11 protein-coding genes are annotated in these 12,606 nt (G+C 62.8%); 1 reads left to right on the top strand and 10 read right to left on the bottom strand.

The window, feature by feature from the left end; genetic code table 11:
• Positions 1-6: 6 nt before the first annotated feature.
• Together I5S59_RS21230 and rluC are read right to left on the bottom strand one after the other, a co-directional pair.
• A complete protein-coding gene (locus I5S59_RS21230; RefSeq protein WP_197878337.1) occupies positions 7-678 on the bottom strand; it encodes an HAD family hydrolase in 672 nt (223 codons plus the stop codon).
• The gene (gene rluC / locus I5S59_RS21225) at positions 668-1,624 is read right to left on the bottom strand and encodes a 23S rRNA pseudouridine(955/2504/2580) synthase RluC (RefSeq protein ID WP_128326008.1); all 957 of its coding nucleotides are present in this window, start codon (positions 1,622-1,624) and stop codon (positions 668-670) included. The genes I5S59_RS21230 and rluC overlap by 11 nt, the downstream gene beginning before the upstream one ends.
• A 747-nt stretch (positions 1,625-2,371) precedes the next feature.
• On the opposite strand from rluC, the gene rne reads away from it, so the two are divergent.
• Positions 2,372-5,512 (top strand): ribonuclease E, encoded by a 3,141-nt coding sequence (rne, locus tag I5S59_RS21220; protein ID WP_197878336.1) that lies wholly within the window; start codon positions 2,372-2,374, stop codon positions 5,510-5,512.
• Between the two features lie 197 nt (positions 5,513-5,709).
• On the opposite strand, the gene murB is transcribed toward rne, so the two are convergent.
• The 8 genes from murB to I5S59_RS21180 form a co-directional block, all read right to left on the bottom strand.
• Positions 5,710-6,729: a UDP-N-acetylmuramate dehydrogenase gene (gene murB / locus I5S59_RS21215; protein ID WP_197878335.1), complete on the bottom strand. Its 1,020-nt coding sequence runs from the start codon at positions 6,727-6,729 to the stop codon at positions 5,710-5,712.
• Positions 6,726-7,190, bottom strand: coding sequence for a low molecular weight protein-tyrosine-phosphatase (locus I5S59_RS21210; protein ID WP_197878334.1), 465 nt, complete (start codon positions 7,188-7,190; stop codon positions 6,726-6,728). Before I5S59_RS21210 ends, murB begins: the two co-directional genes overlap by 4 nt.
• Positions 7,190-7,954: a 3-deoxy-manno-octulosonate cytidylyltransferase gene (gene kdsB / locus I5S59_RS21205; protein WP_197878333.1), complete on the bottom strand. Its 765-nt coding sequence runs from the start codon at positions 7,952-7,954 to the stop codon at positions 7,190-7,192. The genes I5S59_RS21210 and kdsB overlap by 1 nt, the downstream gene beginning before the upstream one ends.
• The gene (locus I5S59_RS21200; protein WP_011532874.1) at positions 7,951-8,136 is read right to left on the bottom strand and encodes a Trm112 family protein; all 186 of its coding nucleotides are present in this window, start codon (positions 8,134-8,136) and stop codon (positions 7,951-7,953) included. Before I5S59_RS21200 ends, kdsB begins: the two co-directional genes overlap by 4 nt.
• Positions 8,137-8,174: 38 nt before the next feature.
• Entirely contained in the window at positions 8,175-9,185 is a 1,011-nt protein-coding gene (gene lpxK / locus I5S59_RS21195; RefSeq protein WP_197878332.1) for a tetraacyldisaccharide 4'-kinase, read from the bottom strand.
• A complete protein-coding gene (locus I5S59_RS21190) occupies positions 9,185-9,616 on the bottom strand; it encodes an ExbD/TolR family protein (protein WP_128326002.1) in 432 nt (143 codons plus the stop codon). Before I5S59_RS21190 ends, lpxK begins: the two co-directional genes overlap by 1 nt.
• Complete coding sequence (locus I5S59_RS21185) at positions 9,613-10,248, bottom strand: MotA/TolQ/ExbB proton channel family protein (protein WP_128326001.1); 636 nt, start codon at positions 10,246-10,248, stop codon at positions 9,613-9,615. The genes I5S59_RS21190 and I5S59_RS21185 overlap by 4 nt, the downstream gene beginning before the upstream one ends.
• 70 nt (positions 10,249-10,318) lie before the next feature.
• Positions 10,319-12,544, bottom strand: a complete 2,226-nt coding sequence (locus I5S59_RS21180) for a DNA internalization-related competence protein ComEC/Rec2 (protein ID WP_197878331.1) — start codon at positions 12,542-12,544, stop codon at positions 10,319-10,321.
• Between the last annotated feature and the right edge of the window lie 62 nt (positions 12,545-12,606).

Here is a 12,606-nt window from a genome sequence, read left to right as displayed (position 1 = left end):
GCTCACCTACCCTGGAATCACAGGCGAGCGATTCAGCCACGCCTGCAAATGTGAAAAATGCTCGATACAGACCTGCGGCCCGAACGCGCTCAACGCTTGCAGCGACATCGCCCCGTAACCGACAGCGACCGAGTGCATGCCTGCATTGCTGGCCATCACCAAATCGAACGACGAGTCACCCACCATCAACGCACGCTCAGGCGCTACCTGGCAATGCGCAAGGATCTCTTCAAGCATCTGCGGATGCGGCTTGCCGCGACTTTCATCGGCAGCCCGGGTGATATCGAAATAATCCTCCCAGCCATTGGCCCGCAATACGCGATCCAGACCACGACGCGCTTTGCCAGTGGCCACTGCCAGACGATAGCCCTGGGCACGAAACGCCTCAAGCGACTCCACCACGCTATCGAACAAGGGTGATGGCTGCTCATCCAGCGCCATGTACACATCAGCATAGTGCTGACGGAACACCGCCACTTGCTCGGCATCCAGGTGTGGATACAGCGTGGCGATCGCCTCGGACAACGCCAGGCCAATTATACCCTTGACCGCCTCGTCATCACTGACCGCATGGCCGGCGCGCCCGGCAGCCAGGCGCATGGCTTCGACAATGCGCCCGATGGAATCGGCGAGGGTGCCATCCCAATCGAAAATCAGCAGATCGTAATCACGACGCACTCAAGCGCTCCACGGTTTTGGCCCACATTTCGTCGACCGGCGCCTCAAGCTTGAGCTCGCCACCGTCAGGCAACGGCACAGTCAGGGCGTAGGCATGCAGGAACAAGCGCTTGCCGCCGAGATCGCGAATTTCACGGGTGAAATCCTCATCGCCGTACTTGCTGTCGCCGGCAATGCAATGTCCGGCATGCAAGGCATGTACACGAATCTGGTGGGTACGACCGGTAATCGGGCGCGCCTCGACAATGGTGGCGAACTCGCCAAAGCGGCGCAGTACACGGAAGATCGTCAGCGCCTCCTTGCCTTCATCATTGACTTCGACCATGCGCTCGCCGGAGCGCAGGTTGCTCTTGAGCAACGGCGCATTGACCTGCTTCTTGGCGGTCGCCCAGTGGCCACGCACCAGCGCCATGTAGCGCTTGTCGACACCATCACCGCGCAAGGCAGCGTGCAGGTGGCGCAGCATGCTGCGTTTTTTCGCGATCATCAGCAGCCCGGAGGTGTCACGGTCCAGGCGATGGACCAGCTCCAGCTCCTTGGCATCCGGACGCATCTGACGAAAGGCCTCGATCACACCGAAATTCAGGCCGCTGCCGCCGTGCACGGCGATGCCGGCCGGTTTGTTCAGTACGATCAAGGCCTTGTCTTCGTAGACGATGGCGGCCTCAAGCCGCTGAAGCAAACCCTGGGCCACTGGCACAGGTTCATCGCGTTCCGGCAGACGAACGGGCGGCACGCGCACGATGTCACCCGCCTGCAATTTGTATTCGGGCTTGATCCGCCCCTTGTTCACCCGCACTTCGCCTTTACGCAAAATCCGGTAAATCAAGGTCTTGGGAACACCCTTGAGTGCAGTGATGAGGAAATTATCGATTCGTTGGCCGGCAAGTTCCGGCGCGACCTCGATCAGCTGGACGCCGGAGGTCGGAGGGGCATTAGTCGTCATTTGCCAATCATAACAATTTTTTATGGATTTGAAGCACTTAATGATTGCTGCTATAGTCGCGAACGCCGCCAAAAGCGGCTGGCCAGCGGAATCACGGCTTCTAGCCGGCCCTGACCGACGCAAATCTCGAGGACGCGAGGCCGTCCGACGGGGCTTTTGCCAGTTTACAGAAATGCCTGGAATCGCCACCAGCGCCGTGCAGAGAAGACCGATAAAAAACTACAAGAGCGGTGTTTTGCCCTCCCCCACGTTTTTTTTCGATGCCCACTCTGTCAGTGCCGTCAATTTCACGCAGTCAGGCGAAGGCTTCGGAAATACCAGCCTTGGACATAAAAGGCGCGGGCTCCCGTATTGGAGCTGGCGATAAATGCAACCCGTTGCGGATTCAGCGCGCGGCAGCACCCGAATTATCAGGGATACGTGTAGGGTGGAGATGCACAACCGTCGGACCGTGTAGTACTGCGTCCAGTCCACAGGCCTTTTGGCCAGGCGACCGGACCCGGTCTTGATCAAGATGCCCCTGGGGCGTCCACGGCCGAAGGCTGATTCCTCCTCCTGACTGAGTGCATTTGACACCACAGCAAGCAGGACGCGTCGTCGCGACTTCGGCAGTACTGGGTTACCAGTCTGGCTCGAATGTCGCTGGACACGGGGGTGGCCCGCCACCCCTTGCGCACCTGACACCGACCGTGAGAAGTCGTGTGTGCCGAACGCCGTTTCCGGCAGCCCGGAAACCGACGGTATTACATGAAAAGAATGCTGATTAACGCGACTCAACCCGAAGAGTTGCGTGTAGCTCTGGTAGACGGCCAACGTCTCTACGACCTGGACATCGAGTCCGGTGCGCGCGAGCAGAAGAAGGCCAACATCTACAAAGGCCGGATCACCCGGATCGAACCCAGCCTCGAAGCCGCCTTCGTCGACTTCGGCTCCGAACGTCACGGCTTTCTGCCGCTGAAAGAAATTTCCCGCGAATACTTCAAGAAGTCCCCGGAAGGCCGGGTGAACATCAAGGAAGTGCTCAGCGAAGGCCAGGAAGTCATCGTCCAGGTCGAGAAAGAAGAGCGTGGCAACAAGGGCGCCGCCCTGACCACCTTCATCAGCCTGGCCGGTCGTTACCTGGTCCTGATGCCGAACAACCCCCGTGCCGGTGGTATTTCCCGCCGCATCGAAGGCGAAGAGCGCAACGAACTGCGCGAAGCCCTGAACGGCCTGGTTGCACCTGCCGACATGGGCCTGATCGTGCGCACTGCCGGCCTAGGCCGCAGCAGTGAAGAAATGCAGTGGGACCTGGATTACCTGCTGCAACTCTGGACCGCGATCAAAGAAGCCTCCCAGGACCGCGCCGCGCCTTTCCTGATCTACCAGGAAAGCAACGTCATCATCCGCGCGATCCGCGACTACCTGCGCCAGGACATCGGCGAAGTGCTGATCGACAGCATCGACGCCCAGGAAGAAGCCCTGACCTTCATCCGCCAGGTGATGCCGCAGTACGCCAGCAAGATCAAGCTGTATGAAGACAGCGTTCCGCTGTTCAACCGTTTCCAGATCGAAAGCCAGATCGAAACCGCCTTCCAGCGCGTGGTCGACCTGCCGTCCGGCGGCTCGATCGTCATCGACCCGACTGAAGCCCTGGTGTCCATCGACATCAACTCGGCGCGCGCCACCAAAGGCAGCGACATCGAGGAAACCGCCCTGCAGACCAACCTGGAAGCGGCTGAGGAAATCGCCCGCCAACTGCGTCTGCGTGACATCGGCGGCCTGATCGTCATCGACTTCATCGACATGACCCCGGCCAAGAACCAGCGCGCTGTCGAAGAAAAGGTACGCGAGTGCCTGGAAGCCGACCGTGCCCGCGTCCAGGTCGGTCGCATCTCGCGCTTCGGCCTGCTGGAAATGTCCCGTCAGCGCCTGCGCCCTTCCCTGGGTGAAAGCAGCGGCATCGTTTGCCCACGCTGCAGCGGCACCGGCATCATTCGTGACGTCGAGTCCCTGTCGCTGGCGATCCTGCGCCTGATCGAAGAAGAAGCCCTGAAGGACCGCACCGCCGAAGTTCGCGCCCAGGTGCCGATCCCGGTGGCCGCGTTCCTGCTCAACGAAAAGCGCAACTCGATCACCAAGATCGAACTGCGTACCCGGGCCCGTATCGTCATTCTGCCGAACGACCACCTGGAAACCCCGCATTTCGAAGTCCAGCGCCTGCGCGACGACAGCCCGGAAGCCCTGCGCGGCCCGTCCAGCTACGAAATCGCTGCCGCCGAGACCGAAGAAGTCCAGCCGACTGCCGCCACCCGCACCCTGGTTCGCCAGGAAGCCGCGGTCAAGACTGCTCCGGCTCGCGCCAACGCCCCGGTGCCGACCGCACCCGAGCAGCCGGCCGCCCCGGTGCACGTCGCACCTGAGCCAAGCCTGTTCAAAGGCCTGGTGAAGTCGCTGGTCAGCCTGTTCGCCGGCAAGGAAGAACCTGCAGCCGCCCCGGTGGTTGCCGAGAAGCCAGCCACCGAGCGTTCGCAGCGCAACGAAGAGCGCCGCAACGGTCGTCAGCAGAGCCGCAACCGCAATGGCCGTCGCGATGAAGAGCGCAAGCCACGCGAAGAGCGTGCCCCGCGTGAAGAGCGTCAGCCACGCGAAGCTCGCGAAGAGACCCAGGCCCGCGAAGAGCGCGCGCCACGTCAGCCGCGTGAAGAGCGTCAGCCGCGTGCGCCACGTGAAGACCGTCGCGCCACCCGCGAAGAGCGTCCGGTGCGTGAACTGCGCGAACCACTGGATGCCGCTGCCCCGGCCGTGCGTGAAGAGCGTCCTGAGCGTGCCCCACGCGAAGAACGTCAGCCACGCGAAGAGCGTGCACCGCGTGAAGAGCGCGCCCCACGTGAAGAACGTGCACCGCGCGAAGAGCGTGCGCCGCGTGAAGAACGCGCCCCACGTGAAGAGCGTCAGCCACGTGCGCCACGCGAAGAGCGTCAGCCTCGCCCTGCAGCCGAAGTAGCTGCAGAAGCTGCAGAAGAGCAACTGCCGAACGAAGAGCTGCTGCAGGACGATAACCAGGAAGGTGCAGAGGGCGAACGCCCACGCCGCCGCTCCCGTGGTCAGCGTCGTCGCAGCAACCGCCGCGAGCGTCAGCGTGATGCCAACGGTGATGTCGTTGAAGGTTCTGAAGACGGTGCAGAAGATGGCGCCGAGCCGTCGGCCGCCGAACTGGCAGCCGGCCTGGCCGTTACCGCTGCGGTGGCGACCAGCAACATCAGCGCTGAAGCCGAAGCTCAAGCCAACGTTCAGGCTCAACGCGCTACCGCTGCCGTTGAAGAAGCTGCCCCGGTAGCCGCTCAGGAAGCGACTGAAGTCGTTGTTGCTCAGGCTGCTGAAGTAGTCGAAGCACCGGCCGTTACCGAAGTAACTGAAACCACCGTGGTCGAGACTGTTGCAGTCGAAACCCCAGCGCCTGCAGCTGTCGAAGAAGTGGCAATCGCCCCTGTGGTCGAACAGCCTGTCGTCGAACCTGTAGCCGTGATTGAACCGAGCATCGAGCCGGTTGCCGAAGTGGCACCTCAGCCCGTAGCAGAAGCGCCTGTCGAAGCACCAGCTGAAGCCGTCGTGATCGCCGAGCCTGTTGTTGAAGCACCTCGCGAGCCGGAAGCCGTTCAGGCACCTGTCGTTGAAGCCGAGGCCGCCAAGGTCGTCGAAGCTGCACCGGCTATCGTCGAGCAGGCCCCTGCTGCCGAGCCGGTTGTAGAGCCAGCTCCGGCTGTCATGCTGCCGAACGGTCGCGCGCCTAACGACCCGCGTGAAGTGCGTCGTCGTAAGCGTGAAGCCGAAGCAGCTGCTGCAGCGGCTGCCGCAGTAAGCGCTGAAGCCGTGGAATCGGAAGAAGAGCAAAAGCCGCTCGTCTGACATTCCAGGCAATAAAAAGCCCCGCCAGGTAACTGGCGGGGCTTTTTTTATGCCGGAACAGTAACAACGGTCGGCACTGTGATCTGTAGGAGCCAGGCTTGCCGGCGAACCAGGCGCCGCGGTGCACCTGCTACACCGCGTTATCGTTCTTCGCGGGCAAGTCGGAGCGCCGCCCGCTCGCTCCTACACACCCTGCCTCAGTACAGATTCGGCTCCATCTCCAGCCTGACATCAAAGCGCTCAAGAATGTCAGCCTGGATTTTCTGCGCCAGCTGATGCAACTGCAGACCGCTGGCCTGGCCATAATTCACCAGCACCAATGACTGCAAACGGTGCACACCGGCATCGCCTTCGCGATGCCCTTTCCAGCCCGCCTGCTCGATTAGCCAGCCCGCAGCCAGCTTCACCTGACCATCGGCCTGTGGATAAGCCACCAACCCCGGATACTGCAGACGAATCCTGTCGGCCAGCACTGCAGCGACCACCGGGTTCTTGAAGAAGCTCCCGGCGTTACCCAGCTCGACCGGATCCGGCAGTTTCTCGCGACGAATGCTGCAAATCGCATCACTGACATTCTGCGCCGTCGGTTGACCAATGCCCTGCTCGCTCAGGCGCTGACGCACTGGCCCGTAGTCCAGGTGCGCCTGCATGACGTGGCTCAAGGCAAAACGCACGCGCAGGATCAACCAGCGCCCGGGGTGCTGCTTGAACACACTGTCGCGGTAGGCGAACTGGCATTCCTCGAGGGTGAACTCACGCAGCTCACCGGTCTGGCGATCCAGCGCAGTCAGCCCGGCAAACACATCCTTTATCTCGACCCCGTAGGCACCGATGTTCTGCATCGGCGCAGCGCCGACGGTACCGGGAATCAGGCTGAGGTTTTCCAGGCCCGCCAGGCCCTGGGCCAGGCTCCACTGGACAAAAGGATGCCAGGGCTCGCCCGCCTCGGCTTCAACAATCACCCGCTGGCCGTCATCCGCCAGAATGCGCACACCACGACTGGCCATGCGCATCACCAGTGCCTGTACATCCGCGGTCAACAGCAGATTGCTGCCACCGCCGATGACCAGCACCGGTACTTGCCGGTGCTTGGCGTCGGCCAGTGCCTGGCGCACTTCGACATCATTGTGCACATCGGTGAAATACCGCGCCGCGACATCAATGCCAAAGGTGTTGTACGGCTTGAGCGATACCTGCTCCTGCCACTGACCGCTCATAGACGACCCTTGAGTTCGATGACCAATTGCCGGCAGGCCGCTTCGATCAGGTCAAGCACCTGCTCGAAACCCTGCTCACCGCCGTAGTAAGGATCCGGCACTTCGTCCAGTGCGCCCTGGTAACGGCGCAGAAACAGGTCAAGCTCGGCTTTTGCCCCGGCAGGCTGCAGAGCCCGCAGATGACCAAGGTTGCTCTTGTCCATCGCCAGGATCAGGTCGTAGTCATTGAAGTGACCGGCCTTGACCTGTTGCGCGCGTTGCTGCGACAGGTCATAACCGCGCAATTGCGCAGCACGGCGAGTGCGGCTGTCTGGCTGCTTGCCGACATGCCAGTCACCGGTGCCGGCCGAGGCCACTTCGATCTGCTCACCCAGGCCTTCGGCCTCAAGCTGATGGCGCAGCACGCCCTCAGCGGTAGGTGAGCGGCAGATGTTACCCAGGCATACAAACAGAACCCGCATCAAGCCTCCAGAATGCGCCGAACGCGCTCCAGGTCTTGCGGCGTATCAACGCCCACAGGCGGCGCCTCGATGGCATCAGCGACATGGATACGCACGCCGTGCCAGAGTGCACGCAGCTGCTCAAGCGATTCGGTGCGCTCCAGCCAGCACGGCCCCCAACCCACGAAATCCTGAAGAAAACCTGCACGGTACGCGTACATGCCGATATGACGACGATAAGGCACGCCGTCAGGCAGGCGGTCCTGGCTGTGGGCAAATGCATCGCGTGCCCAGGGCAGCGGTGCACGGCTGAAGGTCAATGCCAGGCCGTTACAGTCGCTGACCACCTTGACCGCATTGGGATTGAACACCGCCGTCACGTCGTGGATCGGCTCGGCCAGGGTAGCGATGCCCGCTTCAGGGTGGGCGGCCAGGTTGGCCGCGACCTGGTCAATGATGACCGGCGGAATCAGCGGCTCGTCGCCCTGGACATTGACCACGATCGCGTCGGCGGCAAGACCGAGCTTGACCGCCACTTCAGCCAGACGGTCGGTACCCGAGTCATGGTCTGCGCGGGTCATCAGCACTTCAGCACCGAAGGCCTCGCAGGCCTGGTAGATACCGGCGTCATCGGTGGCAATCACCACACGGCTGGCGCTGCTTTTACGGGCCTGTTCCCAGACAAGCTGGATCATCGGCTTGCCGGCGATAGGCAGTAACGGCTTGCCCGGCAGCCGGGTGGACGCCAGGCGTGCCGGAATCACCACGGTAAAGGTCAGGCTCATTTATCCAGACGCTCTTCATCAGTCAGGGTACGGGCCTCGCTTTCCAGCATGACCGGGATACCGTCGCGAATCGGATAGGCCAGGCCAGCGCCTTTGCTGATCAGCTCAGTCTTGTCGGCACTGAGTTTGAGTGGGCCTTTGGTGATCGGGCAGGCCAGGATATCGAGCAGTTTGGTGTCCATGAAAATTCCTCAGGCCAGTGGCCGGAACTAGAAACGAATCAGGAAAGCCGCGAGCCGGGCAGCAAGCGTTCCAGCTGGGCGTCGAACCAGGCCTGAAAGGCCGGTGACGGCTCAGCATCGACCGCAAGGTACCACCAGTCGTCAGCAGCGAAGGCGCGGCATTTGACCGCGTCCTTCTCGGTCATGATCAATGGCAGCGCAGGGCTGAAGCCCAGGGCTTGAGCGCTGTACTCGGCATGATCGGCAAAAGGGTGTGGCACAGGCTGCCAGTTTAGCCCCTGCAGGGTATTGAAGAAACGTTGCGGATTGCCGATACCGGCAACCGCATGCACCGCCTGCCCGGCCGGAAAACGCTCAAGCCCGGCACGCTCGCCCGTGCGCAGATTGACCAGCGCCGTAGGCTTGAGGACAAAACCGTAGCCGTCATCGCGGTCCGTCATCGCGCCGTTGTAGAGCATTGCATCTACAGCCTGCAAACGCTCAACCGGCTCGCGCAACGGCCCGGCAGGCAAGCAGCGGCGATTGCCCAGGCCGCGGGCGGCATCGATCAACACCAGCTCCAGGTCACGGGCCAGACGGTAGTGCTGCATGCCATCGTCGCAAAGTATCAGGTCCAGGGTCTCAGTGGCCAACAACGCCTGAACGGCACGGGAGCGGTCGGGGTCGATCACCAGCGGCACATCGCTGCGCTGCACGATCAACAGCGGCTCATCACCCGCCTGGGCAGCGCTCTGGTCAGCACGCACCCGCCAGGGCAGTTGCGGCGGCTTGGCGCCGTAGCCGCGGCTGACTACGCCGACACGCAAGCCTTGTCGGCGACAATGTTCGATCATCCACAGGATCATCGGCGTTTTGCCGGTGCCACCGACGGTGATGTTACCGACCACGATTACCGGTACCGGCGCGCGATAGCTGGGCTGCTCGCCGCTGAGAAATCGCGCGCGTTTGCGCTGCACCACATGGCGATACAGCGACTCCAGCGGACGCAGCAGGGCCAGGGCCGGATGCCCGTTGTACCAGGCATTGAGCAAACGATCGGCCAAGCCCATCAAGGCGTCCCCTGCGCCGCCTCGACCGTGGTCATGCGCAAGTGGCTGAAACCGAGCTTGCCGGCTGCATCCATGGCAGTCACCACCGCCTGGTGCGGGGTCTTGCCGTCGGCACTGATCGACAACGGCAGTTTGGTGTCACCGGCAGATTCTTTCTGCAGGGCTTCGATCAGGGTCGCCAGATCGCTCTTGGGCAGCAGGTGATTGTTGACCGAGTAAACGCCATCGGCACTGATGGTGATGTCGAGCTGCTTGGCTTCGTTATCGGGCGCCGGTGCGCCGCTGACAGACTCCGGCAACTCTACGCGCAACTGGGTCTCGCGGGTGAAGGTGGTGGTCACCACGAAAAACAGCAGCAGAATGAACACCACGTCAATCAGCGACGCCAGGTTGATATCAACGTTTTCCCGTTGCTTGCGTCGGAATTTCACGCCTTGCCCCCGGCCAGGTCGACATCACGATCGCCCTGGACCACTTCAACCAGTTTGATCGCCTCTTGCTCCATGCCCACTACCAGTTCGTCGATACGACGCTGCAGAAAGCGGTGGAAGAACACCGACGGAATACCCACCATCAGGCCCGCAGCGGTGGTGATCAGCGCCTTGGAGATACCCCCGGCGAGCACGGCGGCATTGGTCGTCATGCCGGTGCCCATGAACGCGCTGAAAATATCGATCATGCCCAGCACGGTACCGAGCAAACCGAGCAGCGGGGCCATGGCGGCAATGGTGCCCAGCGCATTTATATAGCGTTCCAGCTCATGGATGACGCGGGCGGCCGCCTCTTCGATGCACTCTTTCATGATCTCGCGACCATGACGGGAGTTGGCCAGGCCTGCGGCCAGGATCTCGCCCAGCGGCGAATCGGCGCGCAAAGCCTTGAGCTTGTCACTGGTGAGCTGCTTGTCTTTGATCCACATCCACACCTGGCCAAGCAGGTGCGGAGGGGTAACACGGCTGGCGCGCAAGGTCCAGAGACGCTCGGCGACGATAGCCATGGCGGCGATGGAACTCAGAATGATCGGCAGCATCATCCAACCACCGGACTTGACCAATTCCCACACAGTTAGCATCCCCTAGAAAAAGTCCGCCACTCTACCATATGCCCCATGCACGCTCATCTGCCGAAGGTCGTCAAACCGGCTCACGCCAGAAGCGCCGCTGGCTGCGCAACCCCTGTGGCTCGCCGAACGTCCCCAGTTGCAGGCGCAATGCGCCGTGTACGGCGCTGTCGAAGACCACAAAGCCACTGGTCCGGTAGCGCTGCATGACCTCGGCATGAGGGTGACCAAAGGCGTTGTGGCGCCCCCGGGAAATCAATACCCCGCGCGGCGCCGTGGCGGTCAGCAGGGCCTGGCTGGACGAGGTGCGGCTGCCATGGTGCGGGGCTTGCAGCCAATCGACCCGGGTAGCCTGCCAGTCGCGGACCCAGGCCCGTTCGCCTGCGGCATCGAGGTCGCCAGTGAGCAGCAACCGCTCACCGTTTGCCTCGACCAGCAGCACACAGGAGTCCTGGTTGCTGTCACGCGCGCCTGGCCATTGCCACAGCGAGAAGCTCACACCATCCCACTGCCAGCGATGGCCGCTGCTACAGGCTTGCGCCTGCAAGGCAACTGGAAGCTTCGCCGCCTCGCCCGCCTGTACCGCGCGCACCGGCATGCCGCGGGTAATCGCCAACGCCCCGCCTGCATGATCGGCGTCGGCATGGCTTAGCAGCATCAGATCAACCTGGCGAATGCCCAACTTGTACAGGGTTGGCAACACGACCCGCTCGCCCAGGTCATGGTCGCCCATTGCCGGCCCTGCGTCATACAGGAGCGTGTGTTCACGGGTACGCAGCACGAATGCCAGCCCTTGCCCGACATCCAGCTGCCAGACCTCAACCTGGCCGTACGGCACCCGCTCTCGCGGCGCAATGACGGCCAGCAACAGCAACGGCCAGCCCAGCACCCGCATGGGCAATCCCCGTGGCAACAACAGCAACAGCACGCCGACACACAGCAAGCCCCAGAGCGTCCAAGGCAGCGGTTGTGGTACCCAGGCCGGTTGCCAGTCGGCAAGCAGCCCGAGCAGGCGAAACAAGCCGTCAAGCAGCTCTCCTGCCAGCCAGAGCAATGGCGCACCGAGCATCGGCAGGGGCAACAACACCGTTCCCAGCAGCGCCAGTGGCAGCACCGCAAGGCTGATCCAGGGCACCGCAAACAGATTGGCCAGCGGCGCAGTAAGGCTCACCGGCAATCCCAGCGCCATCAGCACCGGCAACAAGCCCAGGGCAATCAACCACTGCGCCCGCCCCCAGGCCTGCCAGGCGCGCCAGGCGCCCAAACGACCGCTGAACGTGAACAGCAATACCGCCACTGCAGCGAACGACAACCAGAACCCCGGCAACAGGCTCGCCAGCGGTTCCCACAGCAACACCGCATTGAGCGCCAGCAACAGCGGCAGGCCTACGCCCAGGTGACGGAAACGCAAGCGCCAGAGCAGTACCACCGCCAACATCACGCAGGCACGCTGCACCGGCACCTGAAAGCCCGCCAACAAGCCGTAACCAAGCGCCGCCGCAAAGGCACAGCCACAGGCCCACGGTAGCCAGGGCAACGCGCGTGGCCAGGCGCCCAGGCGCGCCAACCCGGCAATCAACCCATACACCAGGCCGGCCAGCAGCCCGACATGCTGCCCGGAGATCACCAGCAAATGCACCGTGCCGGTAGCCTGCAGTGTTTGCCAGCTCTCACGGGCCAGCCCTGACCCATCACCCAGCACCAGGGCCAGCAACTCCGGCTCGCGGCCTTGCGCATCGATCGTCAGCAAGCGCTGGCGAACACCGTCACGCCAGGCGCCCTCAGCCGGCGCCAGCCGCTCCCCGGCCTTGATGGTGCCGGTCGCACCGATCCTGCGGGCCAACAACGCCGCCTCACGGTCCGGGCCATGCGGGTTGAGCAGCCCGTGGGGGCGCTTGAGGGTGACGGCCAGCCGCCAACGCTCGCCGCTGTTGACCTCGGGCCCGTTGAACCAGCTCAGCAGCAGTCGCTGTGGCAATTGTGCACGGCGTGACTGCGCGCCATCGAGTTCGAAGCGCACGGAACGACCGCTTTGCGCAGGCAAACCGACCACCCTGCCCTCCAGCCACAGCGTACGCCCGTCGAGTGAGGGCGCGAGACGATCATCCAGTGCCTGATGCGCCGACAGGCAGGCCCAACTGACACCCAGCAAGAACAGCCCCGGCAGGCGCGTGCGCCGCCAGGGCAGGCAAAACAGTCCGATAACCGCAGCCACGACGAGCCATCCGACCGATGGCAAAGCCGTAAGAACACTCAGGCACAACAGGCCCAGTGCCAGCGCCAACATCCCTGTGCGCATGGTTTGAAGCTCCAGAAGAAATTCACCCTCTGAGGCTTAGTTCAGTGCGCCGGGAAACTTGC

This window comes from Pseudomonas alkylphenolica, from assembly GCF_016009175.1.
In the GTDB taxonomy this organism is placed as follows: Bacteria; Pseudomonadota; Gammaproteobacteria; order Pseudomonadales; family Pseudomonadaceae; genus Aquipseudomonas; species Aquipseudomonas alkylphenolica_B.
The sequence above is the reverse complement of the archived record's forward strand: the minus strand, read 5'-3'. Positions and strand labels throughout refer to the sequence as shown.